Raw genomic sequence first — 26762 nt, 5'->3', positions numbered from 1 at the left:
ATAAGCGATTAGAAGTAAATCTACCGGCATAAACCCATAGCTTATTTCCCGGAAATGACGTATATTTTCATTAGCAAATCTGAAGGGGTATGCCTACAACTATACACACAACACTGCTGTCACTTGTTACGGCTGTATCTATCGTTTTCTTACTCCTTTTCCTCCATTACAGATCCCGTTACCTTGTCCTCAAAGGCAGTGAAGTCGCCATGGTCCGCCATACCAACCAACAGGAAAAGGAACTCCTGCTACTCCGTAAACAATTGTCGGAACTAAAGCTCCTCACCCTGAAGTCGCAGGTAAATCCGCATTTCCTGTTCAATTGCCTGAATGGTATTTATACCGCCCTTATGACCGGAGAAACAGCCCTGGCCCAGGAATATATTTCCGGATTTGCCATGTTGCTGAGGAAAGTATTAATGCTGGCAGATAAAAATTTTATCTCTTTGCAGGAAGAATCTGATATGCTGGAACTATACCTGAAACTGGAACAGCTACGCACCAATAACGGATTTGAATATACGCTCACCACCGATCCCCAAATCTCTCCTTCTGCATTACCTGTACCCTGTATGCTGGTACAACCCTTTGTAGAAAATGCCATCTGGCATGGGCTGATGCATAAGGAAAAAGACCGGCAACTACATATTCGCTGGATGCAGCTACAAACTAATCTTTACGCCTGTGAAGTAACCGACAACGGCATAGGCCGCGTACAAGCCCTGCAATATCATCATGATGGTCTGAAGACGAATAACCATCACTCCCGGGGCATGGAAATATGCATGGAGAGAGCCTCCCTTTATAGTTCCACGTATCATACCCGGTTTAATATTGAAATTACTGATCTCGCGGGAGAAGAGAACACCGTACAGGGTACCCGTGTATACATCACTTTTGAAGTAGACCCCAATATGAGTACCGCCCGCTAAAAAATCAATTTATAACCCACTCCGCGGATATTCACAATCTGTACCCTGGAATCATCCTTCAGGTACCGGCGGAGCTTTGTGATAAAAACGTCCATGCTACGGGCATTAAAAAAATTATCATCTCCCCATAAATCCAACAATACCGACTTCCGCTCCATTACCTCATTTTTGTTGTTGTATAACCGCTGTAAAATAGCCGCCTCGCGGTGAGACAGGAAATCAATGGTATTATTGCGGGCAAGGGTTTGCTTGGTATAATTAAACACATACTGCCCAATAGATACGGCTCCTTCTTCCATTTCACGGGTGCCGGGATTGTCGCCGAAACGTTTCAGTAAAGCGGTAATGCGTACAATCAGTTCATCCATACTGAAAGGCTTCTTCAGATAGTCATTCCCTCCCAGTTCAAAACCCTTCACCACATCTGCTGTCTGCGATTTGGCCGTCAGGAAGATGATCGGCGTAAATTTATCCTGCTTACGGATTTCTGCCGTAACAGTAAACCCGTCCATATTAGGCATCATAATATCCAGTACTACCACATCCGGGTGCTCCTGCTGGTATAAACGTAAACCTTCCTTGCCATCGGCCGCATACAACATTTCAAACCCCCGCATTTCAAGACTGTCTTTTACAATCTGTCCGAGCTGTACTTCATCTTCTATTAATAATACTTTTGCCATAACGTCTTTTATTTATTGTTGCTATGCTGAAGGGATGATAATAGTAAATTCGCTGCCTTTATCCGGCTCACTTTGCACATGTATAGTACCTCCATGCATTTCCACAATCTTTTGCACATAACTCAAACCCAAACCAAAGCCTTTCACATTATGCAGATTACCTGTAGGGACCCGGAAAAACTTATCAAAGATACTTCCATGGTACACCTTCGGGATACCAATACCGTTATCTTTCACACGGATCTTTAAGATACCATTTTCCAGGCTGGTTTGTATATATAACTGTACCACTTCGCCGGAATATTTGATCGCATTATCTACCAGGTTATTGATAGCATTGGATAAATGTGTTTTATCCACATACACCATTTTACCGGCCAGGTTATTGTCGTAGCGCAGCTGCAGCTGTTTTCCTGCTTTTAGCTGATGATTGGACAGTATATTATCGATGACTTCATTCAGGTCTGTTTCTTCGCGGAACAACTCAATATCTTCTTTTTCTTCGGCAGCAATGTGCAGTACCTTTTCTACCAGGTCGGATAAGCGCTGTAATTCATTCTTAGAGATGTCGAGATAGGTTTGTGTTTTGCGCTGATCGTTGAGCGCATTGAAATTCTGTAATGCTTCTACCGCAGCAGACACAGTGGCAATAGGCGTTTTCAGCTCATGTGTCATGTTGTTGATAAAATCATTCTTTACCTCTGACAACCTTTTTTGTTTCAGGATTGTTCTCAGCATATAAACAAAACAAAGGGTGGTCAGCACCAGTAGCACCAATGAACTCAGCAGGGTCCAGATCATTTTCTGCAGAATAAACTGCAGGGGAGAATCAAAGCTGGCCTGTACAAAAAGACTGCTGGCAGGGTTAAAGGGGATCTTGGCCGTTTGCCGGGGCTCACGGCGGCGGATACTGTCTCTGAAACTTTCTCTTTCAAAGCCGCTATAGTTAAGATGAAAAGTATCCATTTCATATGGCGTGGCAATTTGCCGGTTCGCCAGTTCTACCTTAAAAACGGAATCCAGCTTTACAAGGTTAGTGCTATCATTATGTAAGTTATTGGTAATGAGTATTTCAGAGATCTGTCTGGCTAAAGTATCCACATAAACTTTTGAGGGGGAATCACTATGAAGGGTTTCTGGTGGAGGTGGACCAGGATAGCGGTCAAAGTCTCTTTGGCCCCTGAATCGTTTCCCTTTAGGCATACCAATTTCTTCCAGCTGATCAGCGAGCCCTCTCATAGGCCGGTTCAATGAATCTTTATCCTTCCCGAAATATTTGATATAGCGGCGTACATCAGAAAACTGTTTATTAAAAACCGCCATACGAAGCGATTCATTAATTTCTTTGCTGAATTGTTCCTCTCTCAGCTTGTAAGAATTGTACAGCCAGTAGCCCTGKAATAGAAATATACCCAGGATACAGACAGACATGAGGATGAGGATATTTCTGATTCTTTGTCTCATGAAGCATTTTAAGATCCTTACAAAACTATCCATTCCCGGCTTAATACAGGCTAATCTCTTAACAGTAATTAACAGTAAATAAGGAAGATTAACGCTTACAGATAGGCCTTAACAGTAAATAACAGTAAATAAAGCTTTTTAACCCAAAAAATGAAAGCGAAGGAGCATTTTTGTGATAACAAAAACAACCAGGTATGAACCGAACTACCCGTTTATTCTTCGCGGCAGCCACGCTGCTCTCTGCTACCAGCCCGGTATTTGCACAGCAATCAGGTACTATTGAATATGAAGTCACTGCGAAAACAGATCCAGAGCGCATGCGCGGTTTCCAGCGCGGTGGCGATGATGCACCGCCTATCCCGGATGTCATCACTTTCAAACAAACCTTTACTTTCAGTAACAACATTGGTAAAATCACCATAGAACGTCCTGACTTTGGTGGCGGCAGAAGACAACGCGCCGATGGCGACACCAGTGCAGGCAGAAGACAGCGTCCACAAGGCGATACCAGCAACCGCAACGGACGCAGACCCGGCATCGGTGGCGGCATGGGTCGTGGTAACAACGCCCAGTACGTAGATCTGGCCAACAAAAAATACGAACAGGTATTCAGCACCTTTGGCGATGATAAGAAAACTTATTACACAGAAGAGGATTTCATCATTACCGCTAATACCAAGCCATCTGACAAGACTAAAAAAATAGCCGGATACAACTGCAAAAAGGCCACCATACAGCTGAAAGACGACACTTATACTGTTTGGTATACCACAGAACTACCGTTCAGCTTTTCTCCTCTCAATGGCTTATTACCTGAAAACAATGCAGTAGTACTGTCAGCAGAAGGCAGTAACCGTTCTTTCGTTGCAAAAAATGTAACCCTGAAAGCCATAACAGATGCAGATCTGAGCCTCCCTGCAGGCGCTGAAAAAATAACGCAGGATCAAATGAAAGAAATCAGGAAACAGGAAATGGATAAATTACGTAAGCGGCAACAACAATAGTGAATTTCATCCTAACTTTCCCCTTTCCTGTTAATTTCATTTATGAAGAAACTTATACAACTCTTGCTGATACTGGGTTTGGGCATATCATATGCCCAGGCCCAGTCGCAACAAGGAAAGATTAAAGGCCAATTGACTGACTCCAGCAGCAGGGAGGCGATGCCGGCTGCCACAGTAGTGCTGCTAAATGCAAAAGACTCCAGCGTTGCCAGCACGACCATGACAGATACCAAAGGCAATTTTGAACTGACCAGTGTGGCAGATGGCGCCTACCGCCTCTATGTAAGCTTCCTGGGCTACAAACCGCTCAACAAACAAGTACTGATAACTCCCGACCACAGAGATATTTCCCTCGGCAACATTGCGATGGGGCATAAAGGCGTAAATCTTAACACCGTTGAAATCGTGGACGAAAAACCACCGATTGTAGTGAAAAAAGATACCCTTGAATTTAATGCAGATGCCTTTAAAACCCGCGAGAATGCGGTAGTTGAAGACCTCCTAAAAAAATTACCCGGCGTTACAGTGGATAAAGATGGCGCGATCACCGCACAAGGTGAAACCGTTACAAAAGTATTGGTAGATGGTAAACCCTTTTTCGGCAATGACCCGAAACTGGCCACCAAAAACCTTCCTGCAAACATCATTGATAAAGTACAGCTGATAGATAAAAAATCTGATCAGGCACAATTTACCGGGATCGATGATGGACAAACAGAAAAAACAATCAATATCACCATCAAAAAAGATAAGAAAAAAGGGATGTTTGGCCGCGCCACAGCAGGGTATGGAACAGATGACCGCTATGGTATTTCCCTTAGCTTAAACCGCTTCCGTGAAAATCAACAGATGTCACTGTTAGGCGGCGGTAACAATGTGAACAACATGGGTTATACACAGCAGGATCAGATGAGCTTCAGTTCCGCCGGCGGAGGAAGAGGTGGTGGCCGCGGTGGTGGAGGCGGAGGCATGCGTGGCATGGCACAAAGCTTCGGAGGCGGTGGTAACAATTCCGGTATCACCCGGAACTGGAACACCGGTTTGAACTTTAACCAGGACTTCAGCAAAAAACTGATCGTAAATGGTAGCTACTTTTTCAATGATACCAAAACGGATGTAGAACAAAAACAGGAAAGACAAACTTTCTCCACAGACAAAGCCGGTAAGTCAAATACCACCTACGATAATTCTAATTCCGTATCACAAACAGATAACAGCAATAACCGCATTTCGGCCCGTATAGAATATACGATCGATTCATTACATTCCCTGATCTTTACACCCACTTATTCCCTTACTAACGGGAACAGCTATAGTATTACCAATAATGTGTCGCTGAATACTGCTAAAGACTCGATCAACAAAGGTGTTACAGTAAACGATGGGCAGGGCAATAATACCAACGTTGGCGGTTCACTGTTATTCCGTAAAAGGTTTAAAAAACAAGGCCGGTCACTGAGTGCAAACTTCAATTACAGCAACAGTAATAACGATCAGCAAAACTATGTGAAGTCCAGTTTTTACTTCTTCGATAAAGATAGTGTGAATGCTTTTAACCAGCGTAATCAGATCAATACCGATAGTCGCAATGAAAGTGTCAACCTCACATATACAGAGCCTATAGGGAGAGACCGTTACCTTGAAGCGAACTATGGTATCACGAAATACAACAGCACCAGTACCAAGTATACCTATGATTATGATGCAGGAAAAGATGAATACACCCTCATGAATGACTCACTGAGCAACGTTTTCACCAACAGCACATTGAACCAGCAGGCCGGGCTATCCATACGGACCAACAAGCTGAAATACGATTACTCTTTCGGATTGAATGTATTGTTCAACAACCTGGATAATACCACCCATTCTTTCCTCACAGGGAAAGACACACTCATTCAGCAACGTACAGTTAATTTTGCACCGCAGGCCTCTTTTAACTATATGTTTTCAAAAAGCAAACGGTTACGCATCAACTATAACGGAAGCACGCAACAGCCTACCGTGCAGCAGCTGGCGCCCGTGCCGGACAACAGCAATCAGTTGTACATACAGCTGGGTAATCCGGACCTTAAACCATCGTTCAACAATAACCTGAACATCAATTTCAACCAGTTTAACAATATCACTTTCCGTGGTATGTTTGCCTCCCTGAACGGATCGTACTCGATGAATAAAATCATCAACGCCACCACATTGGATAATACGACTGGTAAGCAAACCGTGAAACCTGTTAACGTAAATGGATTTTTTAGTGTCCGCGGTATGGTGCACAACTCTATTCCATTGTCTAAAACACCCGGACAAAACCTGAATACTGGTACTACTATCGGCTACAGCAGGGATGTTATTATGGTAAATAATACCACCAGTTACACAGGGACGTTGCAGTTATCTCAGTCTGCCAATGTGAATTATATGTATAAGGAGCTGCTGGATGTATCACTGGGCGGTAGTATCAACTATAACGCTGTCCACTATACGCAGGCAGCAAATGACAATCAGAAAGATACCCGTTACCTGGATTACAACATCAACACCGACTTTAACATCAACCTGCCTAAAGGCTTTATGATAGGCAGTGATATCACCTGCACCCTAAACCGCGGCAGACCTGTAGGATATAATCTGACTTCTACTATGTGGAATGCCAATATTTCAAAGTATGTATTCCCTAAGAAACAAGGTATGATTAAGGTACAGGGCTTTGATTTACTGAGACAGTATATCAGTGTAACCCGTTCGGTGGCTGATAACTATATCCAGGATACGCAAAGCAATGTGCTGCAACAATATTTTATGGTGAGCTTCACCTACTTCCTGAACAAATTTGGAGGTAATACCAAAGGCGGAGACAGAGGTAACCGTATGGGCTTCCCCGGAGGCCGGGGCGGCGGAGGCGGAGGATTCCGTCCGGGCAGAGGATTTTAAACAAAGGCGAAAGCAAAAAGCTATTGAAGCGAAACGTCAGAGAGGAATTACTATCCGCTTTGGTCTTTCGCTTCAATAGCTTTTTGCTTTCGCCTTTTTGCTTTCGGCTATTTAAATAGATACCGTTCTTCTTCTTCCTGCCAGCACTCGTTTCAACACCCAGGAAAGTGTAAAGGTGGGGATGAAATCTGTTCCGGGAAATAATTCTTCCATGAAGTTAAAAACACTACCAAAGGTGCCAAGTGTACCGCCAAACATGCGGTAGAAAATAATGGCAGAAATGGGGGCCCAAATAAAGTCGCTGACTTCTCCTAAAACCGGTACCGCATAACTGGCGCATCCTAAAACGTCCATCAGGATGCAGATCCATAAACTGGGAGTATATTTTTTGTCCATATCAACCTCCGCTTTTCTGTACTTAAACAAATTACTTACCAAACTGTGAATACTACCTGCAATTTAACATATAAACGTAGTAGGACAGCAGATAGTTCTACTCAAAAAATAAAATCCGTATTTCCACGTCTTTTTTCATCCCAAAAAAGGGAGCAGGGGCTTGTAAGTAAGCATAATTTCAACTACATTGATCTCCATTTAAAGCAAACCTTTTTATGCATCAGGAAAACTCACGCCGCGATATGATTAAAAAAGTAGCCACCATGGCCTTGGCATCCACCGCGCTATCATCTCTCACTAACCGGGTATCTGCACATGAAAACGCAGTAGACCAGCCTTTAAAAGGCAAAATTAACCACTCCGTATGCGCGTGGTGTTATAGTATTCCACTGGATGATTTGTGCAAAGCCGCTAAAAATATCGGCATTCATTCTATTGATCTGGTAGATCCGAAAGACTTCTCCATACTGAAGAAGAATGACATGATCACCGCCATGGTAGCCAGCAACGGTCCTGAATGGGGCATCACCAAAGGATTTAATACCGTAGCACACCACGATAAACTGGAAGAATATTTCAAACATTATATAGACGAAACCGCAAAAGCCGGCTTCTCCAACTTAATCTGCTTTTCGGGTAACCGTAATGGCATGAGCGATCAGGAAGGCATTGACAACTGTACCAAAGGATTGCAGCGGATCATTGGCTATGCAGAAAAGAAAAAAGTGACCCTGGTAATGGAGCTGCTGAACAGTAAAGTAGATCACCACGACTATCAGTGCGATCACACTGCATGGGGCGTAGCACTCTGTAAATCATTGGGTTCTCCTAATTTCAAGCTGTTATATGATATCTATCATATGCAGATTATGGAGGGAGATGTAATCCGCAATATCCGTGATCATCATGAATATATAGCACATTACCATACTGGTGGCGTTCCGGGTCGTCATGAAATTGATGAAACCCAGGAACTGTTCTACCCGGCTATTATGAAGGCGATCTATGAAACTGGTTTCAAAGGTCATGTGGCGCAGGAGTTTATTCCCGCACACAAAGATCAGATTGCCTCTCTCACACAGGCCATCGGAATTTGCGATATCGCTTAAATTCATAAATATATCCTACTTTCGCACACTAGTCCACTAAAATAGTAGGGTATACTAATGAAACAATATTACAAAAAGCCTTTATCATGGCTGCTCAACGAGTCGGCCGATGAAAGTAAGCATACGCTGAAACGTACGCTGAACGGCTTCCAGCTGCTAATGCTGGGTTTGGGTGTTATTATCGGAGCAGGGTTATTTTCCCTGACAGGGCCTGCAGCCGGTAATAACGCCGGACCAGCCATTACACTTTCCTTTATCGTTGCGGGAGTAGGTTGCGCTTTTGCGGGCCTTTGCTACGCCGAATTTGCCTCCATGATACCAGTGGCCGGCAGTGCGTACACGTACGCTTATACCACTATGGGGGAGCAACTGGCGTGGATTATTGGCTGGGACCTCGTGCTGGAGTTTTCCGTAGGCGCCGCCACAGTAGCCATCAGCTGGTCCAACTACCTGGTAGAATTCCTGGCCAGGTATAAAGTATACGTTCCTGCCCAATTTATACATTCTCCTTTTGAAACCGTTACCCTGGCCAATGGTGTAACTACACACGGCTATTTTAACCTGCCGGCTGCGCTGGTGGTGATATTAATGTCTGCCATTTTAATACGCGGCACCAAGGGCTCTGCGCTGTGGAATGCAGTGGTAGTATCCCTGAAAGTAGGGGTAGTGCTCGTTTTCATCATTCTGGGCTGGAAATATATACAGCCGGCCAATCTCACCCCATATATTCCTAAAAACACCGGGAACTTCGGCGAATACGGCGTTTCCGGCATCCTGAGAGGCGCTGGCGTCATTTTCTTTGTATACCTGGGCTTCGATATTGTAAGTACGGCTGCACAGGAAACCAAAAATCCACGGCGCAATATGCCTATCGGCATTCTGGGCTCACTGGCGGTATGCACAGTGCTCTTTATTCTTTTTGCGCACGTACTAACGGGTTTAGCGCCCTACCAGGAGTTTAAAAACAGTGCGGCACCTGTGGCTATCGCCATTGCACATACGCCGTTTAAATGGCTGGGGCAAATGATTATTCTGGCCATTATCGTTGGTTATACTTCCGTCATACTGGTGGATTTATGGGGACAGTCAAGGGTATTTTATTCCATGTCAAAAGATGGATTGTTACCAAAAGTATTTTCAGATGTACATCCCCGTTATCGTACTCCCTGGAAAAGCAATATCCTCTTTTGCGCGTTTGTAAGTTTATTTGCTGCGCTGGTACCGATAAGGGTAGTAGGGGAGATGACCAGCATAGGCACCCTGCTGGCTTTTGTAATAGTATGCGCGGGGGTATGGATGATGCGCCGTTCTATGCCTGATGCACCGCGTGCATTCAAAACCCCCTGGGTTCCTTTTGTCCCCATCATGGGCATCCTTACCTGTACGGTAATGATGGCGTTTCTGCCCTGGGATACCTGGCTACGCCTCATTATATGGATGGCAATAGGAATGCTGATCTATCAGTTTTACGGTAAAAAACACAGTAAGGTGCGGAAATCCCTGCAAAGCTAGAACTTCCAGTCCTGCCGCAGAATACCCATTACCACCATATCCACATACTGCCCATGCAGTTTGGCGCTATGGCGTAACGTTCCTTCACGGGCAAACCCCAGCTTAATAGGGATTTGCCCGCTCCGTTCATTTTGTAACACGAAGCGGATTTCTATTTTGTTCAGGTGTAGTTTTTTAAAAGCAAAAGAGATCAGTCCTTTACAAGCTGCGGTAGCAATGCCTTTGCGCTGAAACGGCTCGCCTATCCAATAGCCTATTTCAGCTTTTTGTAACTGATGATCCCAGCCATGCAAATCAATAACGCCGCAAAACTGTTGCTGATACCATACTCCCAATGCAACAGCCTCTTGTTCTTCTGCCTTGCGGAGCATTAATTGTATAAAACGGAGGGAATGTTCTTCGTTGGTATTATAATCTACCCAGGGTAAAAACTTACGCAGACTTTTCCGCGACACATCCAGTTGTTTATATACCAGTGGGGCATCCTGCAGTTGCAGTTGTCGCAGGTATATATTTTCATTTACAGTAATTTCGAACATAGCTGGATTTAAAGGGGCGTTAAACTTACACCGATTTAACGTAAAATCCAACCAGCATTTAGTATTTAGCCGTTGGTTCTTAGTCTGCTTGTAGAGCAATCTAAAAACCAACGGCTAAATACTAAATGCTAATTCCTGTTTATTGCTTTGTCAATAACTGCTGTCTGGCCATATCTTTCACCACTTGCTGGGCATATAAAACGGCCATCCTTTCGGTTGTTGGCGGATCAAAAGACTGTGACTGCACAGAATATAACATTTGTCCACTCTTCAGATCATACAGATTACCTTCCCACTGATATTTAATGTTGTAGGTATAATATCCGGGCGCATACATTCTGGAAGACCACATAGAGTAATAAGGCCAAAATCCATAATAGCCATAAGGCTGATAGTTAGGAACAAAGTTTCTTTCTCTGCCTTTATCCAGCATTACAATGGTCATCACCTGATTTACATCGCTACCCTGTAATTGTTTCACTACCTGTTTTTCCGTCATCTTGCCAAACTCCTGAGGGCCGTAAGTCTGTAGTGCCGACACGGCATTATATCCTTTTCTTTTAAGTTCCGCTACTGTATAGTTTTCCATTTGGCTGCGCAACGTGCGATCTCTCTGAGGTACCAGTGCCATCACCATTATTTTGTTTTCCTTCTGCAGCTGCTGTGCATCATTAGAACGCCAGGAAGACGTTACTTTGGTGCTTGTACAGGCTGCCATGGCTATGATTGCAAATCCTGCCATGATAAGACCCAGCTTTTTCATATTCCCTCCTTTAGTTTGATTAGTTTGTATCTGTTAGACGTAGAAGGGAGCATTTTGTAACATCTACATGACAGTTTTAACAATTCTTTGTCACTTGTTAACGATTTGCTAATGAGTGGTTTATACACAATAAAAAGGGCATCCCGAAAACCGGAATGCCCTTTTGTAATTAATGACAGCTTCTAGTAATTTATAACCTGCTCTTCGATGGCAGCAGGGAGTTCCCTGAATTTGTAGAGTTGTGTGCGTAACTGTGGTTCAAATCCGGCTTCGCGGATCGCTTCCTGCATAGACAGGTAAGTAAAGCGATGTGGCGCACCTGCAGCACTTACCACATTTTCTTCGATCATGATAGAACCAAAGTCGTTGGCACCGGCATGCAAACAAAGTTGCGCTACCTGCTTACCAACCGTCAACCAGGATGCCTGAATGTTCTTAACATTCGGCAACATGATACGGCTCATCGCAATCATACGGATATATTCTTCTGCAGTAGTCATGTTATGTACACCGCGGATTTTTGCCAGCAACGTATCTACATCCTGAAAAGTCCATGGTATAAAGGCGGTGAAACCGTAGTGTCCTTCCGGTTTTTCGCTCTGTACCTGCCGGATATCCACCAGGTGTTCAAAGCGTTCCAACACTGTTTCTACGTGGCCGAACATCATGGTGGCAGATGAAGCGATATTCAGCTTGTGAGCAGCCCGCATTACATCCAGCCATTCCTGTGCACCGCATTTACCTTTGGAGATCAAACGGCGTACGCGATCGTTCAGTATTTCAGCGCCGGCGCCGGGAAGGCTGTCCATACCAGCTTCCTGCAAAGCACGCAATACTTCAATGTGTGTGCTTTTTTCCAGCTTGGTGATATGAGCTACCTCGGGGGGCCCGAGGGTATGTAATCTTAATTCAGGATATAACTGCTTCAGTTCTTTAAAGAGGTTCACATAGAAGCTGAGGCCCAACTCCGGATGGTGGCCTCCCTGCAACAGCAGCTGATCACCGCCATATTTCAGGGTTTCCTCAATCTTCTTCTTGTACTCTTCTATGGGTGTGATATAAGCCTCTTTGTGGCCTGGAATACGGTAAAAGTTACAAAACTTACAGTTGGCGGTGCACACATTGGTGGTGTTCACGTTTCTGTCTATCTGCCAGGTTACCTTACCATGCGGCACCTGTTGCTTTCTTAACTCATTGGCTATCTCCATCAGTTCCGCCAGCGGTGCGTTTTCAAACATATAAACACCCTCTGCTGCTGTCAGAAATCCGAAATCCTGCGCCTTTTTATATAAATCCTGAAGTTCCATTTGCTAATATTTCTAACCGGGAATAAACTTAGGCAAAGGTAGTATTTAGGTAAATAACCGCCCGTAATAAATATATTTTATACGAACACTTTTTAATGTTAAATTTAGATTCATATACATCCCTGCATCCCCCAGTATGCTTAGACCAATTCTGTTACACGTTATGCTGCTCCTGGCAGCCACCGCCGGCACATCAACCAGAGCACAAGCCGGAAATACCACGTCCTACAACGATAGTACTCGCGAAGCCATGCTCATCACCCGTTTCCACTTCAAACAATACTATGGAGGGGTAGTTGTCGTCCAGGCATTAGTCAGTAATTATCCGGATACCCTGCAATTTATCCTGGATACAGGTAGTGCCGGCATTTCCCTCGATACCGCCACCTGCATGAGGCTGGGCATCAAAATGGAACCTTCAGACCGGATCATCAAAGGATTGGGCAGTTCCAAACCCGTATCATTTGCCCGCAATCATTCCCTGAAATTGCCCGGACTCACAGTAGATAGTCTTGACTTCCATATCAACGACTATGAACTTATCAGCCAGGTATACGGTATACAGGTAGACGGTATCATGGGATTCAGTTTACTGAGCAGGTATATCGTCACCATAGATTACGACACAGAGGAAATCCTCATCTATTCCAAAGGAAAATATACTTACCCAAAAGGTGGACAACTCCTGAAACCTTCTCTTACACAAATACCGCTGATATCCGCTCCGTTAAAAACCGGCCTCAGAACCATCAACAACCGTTATTATTTTGATACCGGCGCAGGTATGTGCTTATTGCTCTCTACTCAGTTTGTAAACGACAGTAGTGTACTGCAGGGCAAAAGGCGTCGTAGCAAAAGAATGATTCAAACAGAAGCCCAGGGCCTGGGAGGTAAGATGGCTATGTCTCTCACCACCATCAATGAATTCCGCATCGGCAACTACAGCTTCCGGAACGTGCCCACTTACATCTTCGATGATAAAACTAACGTTACCGCCTACCCTTTTCTGGGAGGTATGATAGGCAATGATTTGCTGAGACGTTTTAATATCACGCTCAACTACAGCAAAAAGGAAATATACATGGTGCCCAACTCGCATTTCCGGGATATGTTTGACTACTCCTACACAGGTTTGATCATTTATCTGATCAATGGCAGGGTAGAAGTAACTGATATTATCAAAGGCTCACCGGCAGAAAAAGCGGGCTTCAGGAAAGGCGATATTATTATGGCCATCAACAATAACCTCGGCCCAAACCTGCAGCTATTCAGGGAAATTTTAAAAAATATAGGTACCCGGGCCATTTGCCTGATCAGTCGGGACAAAGACCTCCTCATCAAAAAGTTGCCAATAAAAAGCATACTTTGACGTTATTTGTGTCATGTGGCGTTTTTTATGGATAGTAGCCGTGTTTTCTTGCAATGCCCTGATGTCTGCCTACGCACAGCGTAAAAGCACACCATCTGCAGATGCAAACGAAAATAAAAAGCCGGTGGCAGTGATCCCTTTCCAACTGGTGGATAAACATGTGATCATTCCTATGCTGATTTCCGGCAGTACGGATACCCTGCATTTTATTTTTGACAGCGGAGCAGAAGTAACGGTGTTACATACCACCACCGCCGCCAGATTACGCCTCAAAAGTTCCGCAGAAGCCTATATGAGTGGCACCAATAACGCAATGGTGCAAACAGCAGTAACCACCCTTAATGTATTGTATCTGCAGGAACAACGCCTTCCTTATGTAAAAGCCTACCTGGAGAACCTGGATGATCTGGGCGCTGTAGACGGCATCATAGGCGTAGCATTGATGAAAACCTATATTGTAAAAATTGATTACCGCAAACAACAACTGGTATTATACAAAGCAGGGAAAACCCCTATTGGCAACACCGGCCGTTTACTGCATTTTCAACTTAATTTTACCACCCCGGTAATAGATGCTTCTATACAACTACCCAATGGCAGCAGGCTACCCGGCCACTACCACATTACTACCGGTGGCGATTATGGCATCCTTTTCAACTGGCCTTATGTAGACAAAAACAAACTCAATACCCTGCTGCCTACTGTTAATACAGACAGGGTACAGGATATGGTCAAAGTATTATACTATATCAATAGTTCGGTTCCCTCACTGGAAATGGGGGGCCACAGCATTAAAAATGTACCCGTCAGTTATAGCAAAGATATTGACGACCTGGGCGTATTTACCGAAGTAGCCGGCTCCATTGGTTATGATATCTGGAAGGACTTTACGCTTACCATCAATTACGACCGGAAAGAACTTTACCTGGAGTAAATTGCTAACGTTTAGCCGTTACCTTTCAGTCAGATGCAACGGACCATCCCAGGATACCATTCCCAATTTTTTGCTAAAAGCGAACAGCTAAACCCTAAAAGCTGTCAAAAGCTACCCGTAATTCCCTATTTTTACCATATTGACCAATAAAAAGATATGATCCATTATAATAAGTTTACGCTGGCAAACGGACTGAGAGTAATTGTTCACGAAGACCACACCACGCCTATGGCGGTCATAAATGTACTGTATGATGTAGGCGCAAGGGATGAAGACCCTGCACAAACGGGGTTTGCCCACTTATTTGAACACCTGATGTTTGGCGGCTCCATTAATATTCCCTCTTATGATGAGCCCCTGCAAATGGCTGGAGGAGAGAATAACGCCTATACTACCAGTGATCTGACCAACTACTATATTCAGTTGCCTGCAGAAAATATTGAAACAGGCTTCTGGCTGGAAAGCGACCGTATGCTCTCCCTGGCCTTTGATGAAAAGAGCCTGGATGTACAACGCAAAGTAGTATCAGAAGAGTTTAAGGAACATTACATCAACAAGCCCTATGGCGATGTATGGCATAAAATGCGCGAGCTGGCCTACAGCACCCATCCTTATCGCTGGATGACCATAGGCAAGGAATTATCTCATATAGAAAATGCTAAACTGGAAGATGTGAAAGCATTTTTCTTTAAGTATTACCGGCCGGTCAATGCGATCCTTGCCGTTGGCGGTAATGTTACCGTAGAACAGGTGAAAGCACTGGCGGAGAAATGGTTTGGAGATATTCCTTCCGGAGAAAAATACCAACGCAACCTGCCCGTGGAACCTCCACAGACAGCTGCACATAAACTGGAAGTAAAAGCCAATGTGCCACTGGATGCGTTATACAAATGCTATCATATGTATGCCCGCACCGACAAGCGTTACTATGCGGCAGATCTGATTTCCGATATTCTGGGCGGAGGAAGTTCCTCCCGTTTGCACCAGGTACTGGTAAAAGAAAAGAAACTATTCAGCAACATTGAGTGTTATCATTTTGGAAGCCTCGATGCCGGGTTACTCACCATTGAAGGCAAACTGGTAAAAGGCGTAAAGATGAAAGACGCTGAAAAAGCCATACAACAGGAACTCGAGAAATTACAAAACGAAGTGATCTCAGAAAGAGAGCTGCAAAAAGTAAAAAACCGCGTAGAAAGCTTACTGGCTTTTGAAGATATGAGTTTACTGAACCGCGCCAACAACCTGGCTTTTTATGAACTGCTTGGCGATGCCGAAGGGATGAACCACGAATTTGAAAATTACGAAGTAGTAACGGCAGCAGAATTACATGAAGAAGCAAAACTGTTACTTGATGAAAAGAATTCCAACACTATTTACTATTACGCTGCAAACTAAATCTGTGGCTTGTTTACAGCCCATTACAGTTTAAATAAGACCCGATGAACAGAACGATAGCCCCTCCCATTAAAGATGCGGTGGATTTTGATATAAAGCTGAAACCATATGAACAGTTCAAACTGGACAATGGTATCCCCGTGTACGTAATGAAATCCGATGAGCAGGAAACATTACAACTGGAACTGGTATTTCCGGCAGGTAGCTGGTATGAAAGCGAAAGCCTGGAAGCCGCTGCTACCAACTTCCTGATGAAGAATGGCACCAGCACACACACCGCACAGGAAATAAATGAAAGTGTAGATTATCATGGCGCCTATCTGAACCGTAACGCCTACCATGAAAATGCAACCTACACACTGCACTGCCTGACGAAACACACAGAAGTGCTGTTACCCATATTACAGGAAGTAATTCTTGATCCGATATTTCCGGAAGAAGAGTTAAGTCTGTACAAGCAGAACCAGAAACAAAAACTGGCGGTAAACCTGTTGAAATGCGATTTCGTGGGCAACCGCTTTATTGATAAATATCTGTTTGGCGACTTTCACCCATATGGCCGCGTAAGCACCATGATGGCTTATGATGCCCTGCAAACGGAAGGACTGAAAGCGTTTTATAAAAAGCATTATACTTATAACAACTGCAAGATCTTTGTAGCCGGCAACCAACCCGCCAACATGATTGCTTTGCTGAACAAATATTTCGGCAGCACACCATGGAATGGAGAGGCACACCTGGTAAAGCTCGATCTGCCTATTCAGCCTGCTGAAGAAAAAAAGTTCAGGATTTTCAATGATGAGAATGGCGTACAGGGCGCGGTACGTATTGCACGTCATTTCCCTAACCGCTACCATCCTGATTTTCCAAAGATGCTGGTATTAAACACCATATTCGGTGGCTACTTTGGCTCCCGGTTAATGAGCAATATCCGGGAAGAAAAAGGATATACTTATGGCATCTATTCCCAGTTATACAACTTCCGTCAAACCAGCGCACTGAATATACAAACAGAAGCAGGACGGGATGTTTGTGAATCTACCATCGGTGAAGTATATAAAGAATTGGTACGCCTGCAAGAGGAACCGGTTCCAAAAGAAGAGCTGGACCTGGTGCGCAACTACATGATAGGATCCATTCTGGGCGACCTCGATGGCGCTTTCCAGTTAATTCAGCGGTGGAAAAACCTGATACTAAATGACCTGGACGAAAATTATTTCTATAATAATATTCAAACAATCAAAACAATTACTGCTGAGGAATTACAACACCTGGCTAAACAATACTTTACACCTGGTGATTTCTATGAATTAGTGGTAATATAAGATACAGTCATATCTGAGAAGAGTTTAAAAAGGTTTCCATTAATGGAAACCTTTTTATTTTTGGAAACCCTGAATCATACATGTAAAATCGCAATAACAAATGAAAAAGAAACCTTTACCCTCCATGCTTTTGAAGAAGTAAACAACACCACCAATGCCTGGCTGGATACAATTTTTAAAGGTATTCAATGCCCTGAAAGCAAAAGTAACTTTCAAGCGACAAATGGAAAATGAAGAGTATCTTTTCATATAAATCAGCAATTATGGAAATTTCAGCAGATTATATTTCAACGAACAAAGAGCTCTGGAATAAACGTACAGCCGTTCATGTTACATCTGACTTCTATGATGTACCTGGCTTCCTCAGCGGTAAAACATCACTGAAGGAAATAGAACTGACTTTGCTGGGAGATGTAACGCAACAGGATATCCTGCATCTGCAATGTCATTTTGGACAGGATACCTTATCGCTGGCCAGAATGGGAGCACAGGTCACCGGCGTTGACCTGTCGGATGCAGCGATACGCCAGGCCAAAGAATTTACGAAGCAATTACAACTGGAAAACAGCGCAAGTTTTATTTGTTGTGATCTCTATAGTGCCCCGGCACATTTAACCGGTACATTTGACCGTGTATTCACGTCTTACGGTACTATTGGCTGGCTACCGGACCTGGATAAATGGGCTGCGGTAGTCAATCATTTTCTAAAGCCAGGGGGCTATTTTATTATGGCAGATTTTCATCCGGTACTCTGGATGCTGGATGATCAGTTTAAAGCCATCACGTACGATTACTTTAATACAGAAACTATTATAGAAGAAACGGAAGGCACTTATACCGACCGTAGCAGCAACATTCAAAATAAGTCCTATTCCTGGAATCATCCATTGAGTGAAATCATCTCCGCATTAACCGGGCAAGGCTTGCAGCTACAAGTGTTCCAGGAGTTTGATTATTCTCCCTATAACTGCTTTAATAACACCGTTGAGAAAGAAGGTCGCTTTTATATCAAGGGAATGGAAGGAAAACTACCAATGGTATATTCATTTAAATTCTTCAAACCTTAATTACATGAAATCTCTTTTTATTTTTCTTTTACTAATGACAGGTGGTATGGCTGCATTTTCACAGTCACAGGCAGAACTGAATAAACAGGCAGCACAGGAATATAAGGATGCCGATAAAAAGCTGAATGAAATCTATCAGCTGATTCTGAAAGATTATGCGCCCAATAAAACATTTATTCAAAACCTGAAAGATGCGCAGCGTATCTGGATACAATTCCGGGATGCGCAGGTGAAAGCCATGTACCCCGCTTCGTCAAAAAGTTATGGTAGTGTATTTCCTATGTGCAAAGCCAATTACCTGTCCGAATTAACCCATCAACGCACCGAAGCACTCCGGGTATGGCTGAATGGACTTCCCCAGGGCGATGTATGTACCGGGTCAATTGGTGATAAACAAGCCAATTAAATATTAACATTTTTCAGAATGTTATTTTCGTATATTTGCTGCTCACACAGTACCTATGCGAAACCTAGTCCTATTCCTATTGGTTTTTCTGTGCACCAAAGCGTATTCACAAAAACAACAATCAGCGCTGGACACACTCGAAACCCACTACCAGCAATGTCTTGGTAATAACCAGCGCATGTATAACTGTGCAGTTACTTACTATAAACAACTGGATAGCTTACTGAATCACACTTTACAACACCTCTATTCCAGCCTCACACCGGGCCGGCAACAACAACTCCAGACAGAACAAGGAGCCTGGGAAGAAAAAAAAGAAGAGTATTTTAAGAAGATAGATGAGCGGGTGGAGAAGATGCATAAACGCACCATGGAAGGCCTGGACGATGACATGATATCAACAGACAACAAAGCCGCTTTTCTAAAAGCACGATTAAGAACACTACTTAATATTTAGTGATTCTATTATTTGAATATGGTAGCATATCCAAATAATAGAATCAGCTACTATCGGGGATTGACTACAGCCTTTCCTGATGACGTAACCAACGTTCCGGCATCTCGTTATTACTCGCCATGAGGTAGTCATTGTACGCGCAGGGAACAAATTCCCTGTCGGGTAACTGCATCCACCAGCGGCCAGTTTTTTTGCTTTTCAGAAAAACAGTTTCTATATCGGAGAAGGCTATATGAAATTCCCAGAAAGCATCCCGATCATCCAGCAAGGCTTCCTTATTCTTTACCGCACGCCCGTCCATAAAATACCATAGCATTTGAGCTATTTGCCTGGCAGTGAGTTGTTCTTTATCTTTTTCCGGACGATAACCATAAATACCAAAAGAGGAGAGACGGCTGCTCATGCCCGCATATCTTGCCAGCGAACAGGCTTCTTCACCACTAAACCCATTAGGAGAAAGCTGGTTGGCCGGTGCATCAGTATGCCGGATGATGTTAATATCCAGACTGAATAAATCGGAGTGCCGCAACACGGGTTCAGCTTCTTCCATATTCTCACGAATACGTCCAAGCCTAAAACAATCGAAGCGTAATTTATCCAGCGTTTCTAACATCCGCGGATGTACGAAATAACTTTGAAAACCGAGATGATTGTAATGCCGGAGGTAATTGGGTTGTTCTGTAAGTATGTCCATTAAAAACCGTTCACTGCGCACACTGGAGTCTTCTTTAAGATCAATCAGTGCATCTGCTACGGTGGCCTCAATAATTAGTTGCTGGGAAGCATAGGCCTTATATTGTGGATAGGTAAGGTCATGTGACCCTCCTAAAATAATCACTGTTTTATTAGCTGCTAATAATTCTGCTACAACCGTTTTCATTGCAGCATATGCATCCGCGAGAAAAGCGCCTGACAGCAGGTTGCCCACATCTGCCAGTTTAATATCGCGGTGCCAGTTGTACAAGCGGAAAAATTCACGGCGAATAGCATCAGGCCCACCTGTATTTGTTTTGCCGGATACACTTCCCCGTTCTTCTCCTACACCCAACAAAATAATATCAGCGGCATCGATGTCCGGCTGGTGATCGTCTTCGTACACATCAATCACACCGCCAACTTGGAATGGATCATACTCCTCGTCATCGTTGAGAAATGCCTTAGAAACAGGATGTAGAAAATCCTGCAGGTGCGAAAAATCTGCCATCAGTAAATTAGATTTAATTGATGGCGAACTTACAACAAGAATTTAAAAAAAAGCAAATCGGACAGATAAGGCAGCGGGTCAAAACTACTATAACGGGAATTTTGTAGAGATAAAGCTACTAGTTCTTGTGAATAATAAATTCGAAAGGCTTATGCGACTTACGTGAAATTGCTTTTTCCAGCACAGATCGTTTGCTGGTAATACGACTCTTGTTACAATCCATAACTTCCATAACTGCACAGAGATAATCCATCGTCTCAATCAACGAAAGCATTTCGCTGATTTGTCTCACCGCAGATTGTATCTGCTGTTCCGTGTACCTATCTTCATGTAGCAAGATTAATAAATCTCTATCTACAGGTTTCATGAATAAAAAATTTGACTGTTCCCCGAAATATTGTTTGGCCAGGTATCAAGGATAATCCAAAAAGATAAGGTAAAAATTGTTAGTTGTCAGCTGTTGTCAAAGTCTTCGTTAGTTGTCAATTCGTTAGTTGTCAAGCAGATCGTTATCAGTGCATTCGTTTTTTATTCATGGTAGGACAACCGCAATCGTTTTTCTTAAAAACCTTACATCCCTCCATTGCTAAACTTCCACATAGAAAAATGACTACGATCCATTTTATACTTTTCATACTGCAGTTTAATATACTTAGCTATTATTTAAAAACCTGTCTAAAAGAGTTTACCTTTTCTTAACAATGCCCATTTGTAATTTAAGCTAAATTCGTAAAAAATATTAAATTATTTGTCCACAATCCGAACCGACCGAAAAATTCTTATAATTCCCCTCGACTGGGGCCTTGGCCACGCCACCCGGGATATTCCCTTGATCCATGAAATGCTAAACGCAGGTTGTCAGGTTTTTATTGCCGCTGAAGGAAAGCATGCTGCTTTATTGCAGCAGGAATTCCCGCAATTGACCATATTTCCACTACCTGGCTATCGCATTAAATATGCGCAAAAAGGGCAGTTTTTTGGGTTGAAAATTATTCAGCAAATCCCCAAAATATACCGCTCCATAAAGTATGAGCAACGATGGCTGAAGAAGATAGTAGCTGAGTATCAAATAAATGCAGTTATTTCGGATAACCGTTTTGGCTTATACCATAAAAAAATACCCACTGTTTTCATCACACATCAGCTGCTGATAAAAACACCTTTCGGTGGTTGGATAGAGCGGACCCTGCAAAAGATAAATTATAGTTTTATTAACAAATATGGCGCCTGCTGGATCCCGGATTTTGCCGGCGAGAATAATCTTTCTGGCGAGTTGGCTCACCCCGGCAAGTTACCGCCCCATACTACCTATATTGGTTGCCTGAGCCGGTTTGAGCCCAAACCCAATGTAGAAAAAAAATATGACCTGCTGGTATTGATCTCCGGACCAGAACCACAACGGTCTAATCTGGAAAAACTCATCCTGGATCAGATTAAGTCGTTGCAAATCACGGCACTAATCGTAAGTGGCAAGCCTGGTACACCGCAGAATGAACAGGTAGCTCCCGGCGTTACACAGATTAATCACCTGAATGCCAGCGAACTAAATGATGCCATGCTGGCTTCTGACATGGTGTTAAGCCGCTCCGGCTATACTACCCTGATGGACCTCGCAAAACTGAATAAAAAAGCCATACTTATCCCTACACCTGGCCAATCAGAACAGGTATACCTGGGCGAATACCTGATGGAAAAAGGATATTTTTATTCTCTTTCACAAGAACAATTCAATTTGAAAACCGCATTGGAAGAAGCGTCCCGCTTTCCATTCCGGTCATTTCATCATGAACAGGATATGAACCAGTACCGGCAGGTAGTACAACAATTTGTACAATCCCTGTAAACCTTCTTCACTAAAAGAGGCTGCCTGCGTTAAAACAGGCAGCCTCCGGTGATTTGTCACAAGGATTACTCATTCTTTACTTCAGCATCGTCATTTTGTGATGTAAATTCAAAATTAGTTCCCCCTCAGTAGGGCCGTAAAAAATACGCTTTACCCGAAGTGCAATGAATTCAACCCCTGATTAAATATTTTTCACATCCGCACCGGTGTAGATCTTATCACCAACGATGGCCACCGGCCGTTTCAGAAAAGAATATTCCTGTAGAATAAGGTCCCGGTAATCTGATTCCTTTAAATCTTTTTCATGTAATCCCATAGGCCGGTACTGTTGGGATCTGCGGCTAAACAATGACTCATAGCTACCTGACAAGGCATGCATTTCATCCAGTTGTTCCGGCGTAATTTTTTCTTTCTTGATATCCTGTAAAATAAACCCACGCTCTTTTGCATTGGTTTCTTCCAGTATTTTTTTACAGGTACTGCAGGTAGACAGATGATAAATTTTATTCATTCCTTACTTTTTTTCAGCACTAAAGTTACACCCTCACCGTATATTGTGGTACTATCTTAATTTTGCAGATTCAAATTAAATCTTGTAGGTTTAGCGATGGAAAAGAAATTATTTTTACTGGACGCCATGGCACTGATTTACAGGGCTTATTACGCCCTGATCAGGAATCCCCGCATCACCAGTGCGGGTCGAAATACCAATGCGCAGTTTGGTTTTACCACTACTTTACTGGATCTCATCAATAAAGAAAAGCCTACTCATATGGCCGTAGCGTTTGACACGCACGCGCCTACTGAGCGTCATACTACCTATACTGATTATAAAGCTAACCGGCAGGATGCACCGGAGGATCTCCTGGATGCATTGCCGGATATTAAACGCATCATAGAAGGGTTTAATATTCCAGTAGTAGAGCTGGATGGTTATGAGGCCGATGACGTAATAGGTACCCTGGCCTGGCAGGCCGCCGACGCCGGTTATACCGTATACATGGTAACGCCGGACAAAGACTACGGACAACTGGTGAGAGATAACATCTTTATCTACAAACCCCCGTACATGGGCAACAAGGAAGAAATCATGGGGCCCAGGGAAATCTGTGAGAAATGGCAGATCAAAGATGTACACCAGGTAATTGATATTTTAGGTCTCATGGGTGATGCCGTGGATAACATTCCGGGCATTGCGGGCATCGGTGAAAAAACCGCCATGAAACTACTGGCACAATATCATTCCCTGGAAAATATACTGGAAAATGCCGATAATATTGGCGGAAAAATGGGCGAGAAGATCAAAGCTGGTCGCGACAATGCGATCATGTCTAAAGAACTGGCTACTATTATCACAGATGTGCCGGTAAGCTTTCATGAAGAAGACTTCTGCATCAAGGACTGTGATAAAGAAAAACTCACCAGCATATTTACAGAACTGGAATTCAAAACCCTTGGTAAAAGAATACTGGGAGAGGGATTTGGCGGTAGCGCCAGTCCGGATGCCAAACCAAGAGTAGTGCAAACTGACCTGTTTGGAACAGCCATCGTTACAGAAGAAATTACGGTTACCACAGAGATCGTTGAATCAGGTAACATCCTGATGGCTGATAAAAATATTCACAATACGCCGCATCAGTATGAAGTGGTAGATACGCTGGAAAAAAGAACCGCACTGTTAGCCCAATTGCTGCAGCAGCAGGAAGTTTCTTTTGATACAGAAACCACTGGTACAGACGCCAACGAAGCGGATATTGTAGGAATGAGCTTTGCTTTTAAAAAGGGAGAAGCATATTATATTCCTTTGCCGGCAGATAATACTGCTGCCCGTGCCATTATCCATGAATTCATGCCGCTGTTTCAGCATAAGAGCATTATCCTGATAGGACAAAATGTGAAGTATGATATGCTGATCCTGAAATGGTATGGTGTGGATATTACTACTGCCGTATTTGATACCATGCTCGCACATTACCTCGTTGAGCCGGAAGGACGCAGAAGCATGGATGTATTAAGCGCTCAATACCTTGGCTACGAGCCGGTTTCCATAGAATCGCTCATTGGCAAAAAAGGAAAAGGGCAGGGTAACATGCGGGATGTTGAAATTGAAAAGATCAAGGAATATGCGGCAGAAGATGCAGATGTTACCCTGCAACTCAAAGAAGTATTTTTGCCCATGCTGCCGGATAAAGCAGTGGACAAAGTATTTTACGAGATAGAAAATCCGCTGGTACCGGTGCTGACAGACATGGAGTACGAAGGCATTGCCATTGATACCCTGGCGCTGGCAGACTATTCCAAAGAGCTGGAAAAAGAAATCAAACGCGCAGAGGAAAGTGTATACGAACAGGCTGGTGTACGGTTCAAGCTGGCATCCCCCAAGCAACTGGGAGAGGTACTGTTTGAAAAGTTACAACTGGATCCTAAAGCCAAGAAAACGCGTACCGGCCAATATGCTACTGGTGAAGATGTGCTGCAAAAGCTCTCCAACAAACATAAAATAGTAGAAGATATTCTCATTTTCCGTGAGCTGAGCAAACTCAAATCTACCTACGTAGACTCGTTACCGTTATTGCTGAATAAACGGACCAATCGTGTACACACTTCCTATAATCAGGCGGTAGCTGTTACCGGGCGTTTAAGCTCCAATAATCCAAACCTGCAGAACATTCCTATCCGCACAGACAGGGGGCGTGAAATACGCAAAGCGTTTATTCCGCGCAATGAAGAGTACGTATTGTTATCTGCGGATTACTCGCAGATAGAACTGCGTATTATTGCAGCGATTAGTGAAGACAAAGAAATGTCTGCAGCGTTTCAAAATGGAATAGATATTCACACGGCTACTGCGGCCAAGGTATATAATGTAGAGCTGGATGCTGTTACATCGGATATGCGCCGCAATGCGAAAAGTGTGAACTTCGGGATTATCTATGGTGTAAGTGCTTTCGGATTATCAGAGAACCTCGGTATTCCGCGTGCAGAAGCGAAAATGCTGATCGACAATTATTTTGCGCAATATCCATCTATCAAGCAATACATGGAAGACCAGGTGAAGTTTGCGCAGGAGAATGGTTATGTACAAACCCTGTTGGGCAGGAAAAGATGGTTGAAAGATATCAACTCCTCCAACGCGGTAGTGCGTGGCTTTGCAGAGAGGAATGCGATCAATATGCCTATTCAGGGTACCGCGGCCGATATGATTAAGCTGGCCATGATATCGATCCATAAAGCATTTAAGGAACGAAATCTTAAATCCCGCATGCTCTTGCAGGTGCATGATGAATTGGTGTTTGATGCACATCGTTCCGAATTAGAGATCATTAAACCCCTTATATTAGATCTTATGCGTAATGCCTTACCACTGTCTGTTCCCGTAGAAGCAGAAATGGGTATTGGTAATAACTGGCTAGAAGCGCATTGATACAGCTTTTAGCGGTTAGCTTTTAGCTTTTGGCAAATGCAGCGAATGATCTTCGCGGTATTGGCTAAAAGCTAAAAAGCTTGCTCCCGCTATTGTATTTCCCAAAACAGTTTACTAGTTTTCAAATATGATCCAAACACCTCGACTACAATTGTTGCCGTGCTCACTAGAGCATTTCGAATTGCTATTACAGGGCAACGATCATCTGGCCGACCTGCTTGGCATTTCTATTCAGGACGGGTGGACAGAATATCCCGAAATGGTCCTTGTAGCATATGATAAGTTACGCAATGATCCTGCCATGCTGGGCTGGTTCTTTTACCTGGTATTACATCGCGCCGATAAGCGCCTGATTGGTGCAGGCGGATTTAAAGGCAAGCCCAATGAAGAAGGGCTGGTAGAAATGGGGTATGAAATAACCGCAGATTACCGGGAAAAAGGACTGGGCACAGAAATGGCAGAAGCCCTGATCAGATTTGCCTTTGGGCATTCTTACGTAAAACGTGTGATTGCCCATACAGAGGAAGAATACAATGCTTCCGTTAAAATATTACAAAAAGCAGGAATGCGATTTGTAGGTACTATTAAAAATAAAGAAGGAGAAGATCTCTGGGAATGGGAGATTACCCGAGGTCAGTACCAGGAAAAATAACTGTAATTCATCTGAACAATGTTAAATCAGTAGCTGTAGCAAGCTC

The 26762-nt window shown here is 43.6% G+C and carries 25 protein-coding genes; 16 read left to right on the top strand and 9 right to left on the bottom strand.

Annotated elements, in window-relative coordinates; genetic code table 11:
* Positions 1 to 89 precede the first annotated feature (89 nt).
* Positions 90 to 932 (top strand): sensor histidine kinase, encoded by an 843-nt coding sequence (locus AC1DCV_RS15050; RefSeq protein ID WP_477023896.1) that lies wholly within the window; start codon positions 90 to 92, stop codon positions 930 to 932.
* Here the strand turns inward: AC1DCV_RS15050 and AC1DCV_RS15045 are convergent.
* Positions 929 to 1615: a response regulator transcription factor gene (locus tag AC1DCV_RS15045; protein ID WP_477023895.1), complete on the bottom strand. Its 687-nt coding sequence runs from the start codon at positions 1613 to 1615 to the stop codon at positions 929 to 931. The two genes, AC1DCV_RS15050 and AC1DCV_RS15045, sit on opposite strands and share 4 nt — an antisense overlap.
* Positions 1616 to 1636: 21 nt before the next feature.
* Positions 1637 to 3079: a sensor histidine kinase gene (locus tag AC1DCV_RS15040; RefSeq protein ID WP_477023894.1), complete on the bottom strand. Its 1443-nt coding sequence runs from the start codon at positions 3077 to 3079 to the stop codon at positions 1637 to 1639.
* Between the two features lie 194 nt (positions 3080 to 3273).
* Here AC1DCV_RS15040 and AC1DCV_RS15035 point away from each other — a divergent pair, with 194 nt between their 5' ends.
* Both AC1DCV_RS15035 and AC1DCV_RS15030 read left to right on the top strand, forming a co-directional pair.
* Positions 3274 to 4083, top strand: coding sequence for a GLPGLI family protein (locus AC1DCV_RS15035; RefSeq protein WP_477023893.1), 810 nt, complete (start codon positions 3274 to 3276; stop codon positions 4081 to 4083).
* A 42-nt stretch (positions 4084 to 4125) separates the two neighbouring features.
* Positions 4126 to 7014: an outer membrane beta-barrel protein gene (locus AC1DCV_RS15030; protein WP_477023892.1), complete on the top strand. Its 2889-nt coding sequence runs from the start codon at positions 4126 to 4128 to the stop codon at positions 7012 to 7014.
* 111 nt (positions 7015 to 7125) lie between these two features.
* Here the strand turns inward: AC1DCV_RS15030 and AC1DCV_RS15025 are convergent, their stop codons facing one another.
* Positions 7126 to 7410 carry a hypothetical protein gene (locus tag AC1DCV_RS15025; RefSeq protein ID WP_441578318.1) on the bottom strand — a complete coding sequence of 95 codons (285 nt, stop codon included), beginning with the start codon at positions 7408 to 7410 and terminating at the stop codon, positions 7126 to 7128.
* A gap of 215 nt (positions 7411 to 7625) precedes the next feature.
* On the opposite strand from AC1DCV_RS15025, the gene AC1DCV_RS15020 reads away from it, so the two are divergent.
* Positions 7626 to 8519 carry a hydroxypyruvate isomerase family protein gene (locus tag AC1DCV_RS15020; RefSeq protein WP_477023891.1) on the top strand — a complete coding sequence of 298 codons (894 nt, stop codon included), beginning with the start codon at positions 7626 to 7628 and terminating at the stop codon, positions 8517 to 8519.
* 57 nt (positions 8520 to 8576) lie between these two features.
* Entirely contained in the window at positions 8577 to 10031 is a 1455-nt protein-coding gene (locus tag AC1DCV_RS15015; RefSeq protein WP_477023890.1) for an amino acid permease, read from the top strand.
* On the opposite strand, the gene AC1DCV_RS15010 is transcribed toward AC1DCV_RS15015, so the two are convergent.
* The 3 genes from AC1DCV_RS15010 to mqnC all read right to left on the bottom strand — a co-directional run bounded on the left by AC1DCV_RS15010 (position 10028) and on the right by mqnC (position 12640).
* Positions 10028 to 10570 (bottom strand): GNAT family N-acetyltransferase, encoded by a 543-nt coding sequence (locus tag AC1DCV_RS15010; RefSeq protein ID WP_477023889.1) that lies wholly within the window; start codon positions 10568 to 10570, stop codon positions 10028 to 10030. The genes AC1DCV_RS15015 and AC1DCV_RS15010 overlap by 4 nt on opposite strands.
* Before the next feature lie 139 nt (positions 10571 to 10709).
* On the bottom strand, positions 10710 to 11333 hold the full coding sequence (locus AC1DCV_RS15005; RefSeq protein WP_477023888.1) for a hypothetical protein: 624 nt from the start codon (positions 11331 to 11333) through the stop codon (positions 10710 to 10712).
* A gap of 182 nt (positions 11334 to 11515) precedes the next feature.
* On the bottom strand, positions 11516 to 12640 hold the full coding sequence (gene mqnC / locus AC1DCV_RS15000) for a cyclic dehypoxanthinyl futalosine synthase (RefSeq protein ID WP_477023887.1): 1125 nt from the start codon (positions 12638 to 12640) through the stop codon (positions 11516 to 11518).
* Between the two features lie 136 nt (positions 12641 to 12776).
* On the opposite strand from mqnC, the gene AC1DCV_RS14995 reads away from it, so the two are divergent.
* The 8 genes from AC1DCV_RS14995 to AC1DCV_RS14960 all read left to right on the top strand — a co-directional run bounded on the left by AC1DCV_RS14995 (position 12777) and on the right by AC1DCV_RS14960 (position 19593).
* The gene (locus AC1DCV_RS14995) at positions 12777 to 14009 is read left to right on the top strand and encodes an aspartyl protease family protein (RefSeq protein WP_477023886.1); all 1233 of its coding nucleotides are present in this window, start codon (positions 12777 to 12779) and stop codon (positions 14007 to 14009) included.
* A 13-nt stretch (positions 14010 to 14022) separates the two neighbouring features.
* A complete protein-coding gene (locus AC1DCV_RS14990; RefSeq protein WP_477023885.1) occupies positions 14023 to 14943 on the top strand; it encodes an aspartyl protease family protein in 921 nt (306 codons plus the stop codon).
* A gap of 156 nt (positions 14944 to 15099) precedes the next feature.
* On the top strand, positions 15100 to 16338 hold the full coding sequence (locus AC1DCV_RS14985) for a M16 family metallopeptidase (protein ID WP_477023884.1): 1239 nt from the start codon (positions 15100 to 15102) through the stop codon (positions 16336 to 16338).
* Between the two features lie 44 nt (positions 16339 to 16382).
* Complete coding sequence (locus tag AC1DCV_RS14980; protein ID WP_477023883.1) at positions 16383 to 17663, top strand: M16 family metallopeptidase; 1281 nt, start codon at positions 16383 to 16385, stop codon at positions 17661 to 17663.
* A gap of 42 nt (positions 17664 to 17705) precedes the next feature.
* A complete protein-coding gene (locus AC1DCV_RS14975; protein WP_477023882.1) occupies positions 17706 to 17897 on the top strand; it encodes a hypothetical protein in 192 nt (63 codons plus the stop codon).
* Positions 17898 to 17926: 29 nt separating this feature from the next.
* Positions 17927 to 18730 carry a class I SAM-dependent methyltransferase gene (locus tag AC1DCV_RS14970; RefSeq protein WP_477023881.1) on the top strand — a complete coding sequence of 268 codons (804 nt, stop codon included), beginning with the start codon at positions 17927 to 17929 and terminating at the stop codon, positions 18728 to 18730.
* A 4-nt stretch (positions 18731 to 18734) separates the two neighbouring features.
* The gene (locus tag AC1DCV_RS14965) at positions 18735 to 19136 is read left to right on the top strand and encodes a lysozyme inhibitor LprI family protein (protein ID WP_477023880.1); all 402 of its coding nucleotides are present in this window, start codon (positions 18735 to 18737) and stop codon (positions 19134 to 19136) included.
* Positions 19137 to 19191: 55 nt separating this feature from the next.
* Positions 19192 to 19593: a lysozyme inhibitor LprI family protein gene (locus tag AC1DCV_RS14960; RefSeq protein ID WP_477023879.1), complete on the top strand. Its 402-nt coding sequence runs from the start codon at positions 19192 to 19194 to the stop codon at positions 19591 to 19593.
* Between the two features lie 64 nt (positions 19594 to 19657).
* Here the strand turns inward: AC1DCV_RS14960 and AC1DCV_RS14955 are convergent, their stop codons facing one another.
* Together AC1DCV_RS14955 and AC1DCV_RS14950 are read right to left on the bottom strand one after the other, a co-directional pair.
* Positions 19658 to 20797: a formimidoylglutamase gene (locus tag AC1DCV_RS14955; protein ID WP_477023878.1), complete on the bottom strand. Its 1140-nt coding sequence runs from the start codon at positions 20795 to 20797 to the stop codon at positions 19658 to 19660.
* A 118-nt stretch (positions 20798 to 20915) separates the two neighbouring features.
* Complete coding sequence (locus AC1DCV_RS14950) at positions 20916 to 21164, bottom strand: hypothetical protein (RefSeq protein WP_089764628.1); 249 nt, start codon at positions 21162 to 21164, stop codon at positions 20916 to 20918.
* A 381-nt stretch (positions 21165 to 21545) separates the two neighbouring features.
* On the opposite strand from AC1DCV_RS14950, the gene AC1DCV_RS14945 reads away from it, so the two are divergent.
* The gene (locus AC1DCV_RS14945) at positions 21546 to 22640 is read left to right on the top strand and encodes a glycosyltransferase (protein WP_477023877.1); all 1095 of its coding nucleotides are present in this window, start codon (positions 21546 to 21548) and stop codon (positions 22638 to 22640) included.
* Between the two features lie 181 nt (positions 22641 to 22821).
* On the opposite strand, the gene AC1DCV_RS14940 is transcribed toward AC1DCV_RS14945, so the two are convergent.
* Entirely contained in the window at positions 22822 to 23151 is a 330-nt protein-coding gene (locus tag AC1DCV_RS14940; RefSeq protein ID WP_477023876.1) for an arsenate reductase family protein, read from the bottom strand.
* A 96-nt stretch (positions 23152 to 23247) separates the two neighbouring features.
* On the opposite strand from AC1DCV_RS14940, the gene polA reads away from it, so the two are divergent.
* Both polA and AC1DCV_RS14930 read left to right on the top strand, forming a co-directional pair.
* Positions 23248 to 26064, top strand: a complete 2817-nt coding sequence (gene polA / locus AC1DCV_RS14935; protein WP_477023875.1) for a DNA polymerase I — start codon at positions 23248 to 23250, stop codon at positions 26062 to 26064.
* Between the two features lie 127 nt (positions 26065 to 26191).
* Complete coding sequence (locus AC1DCV_RS14930; RefSeq protein WP_441578335.1) at positions 26192 to 26716, top strand: GNAT family N-acetyltransferase; 525 nt, start codon at positions 26192 to 26194, stop codon at positions 26714 to 26716.
* Positions 26717 to 26762 lie beyond the last annotated feature (46 nt).

The sequence above is a fragment of the Chitinophaga sp. 10T418 genome (assembly GCF_056394125.1).
Note: the sequence above shows the minus strand (reverse complement) of the source record. Positions and strands in the feature narration are given on the sequence as shown.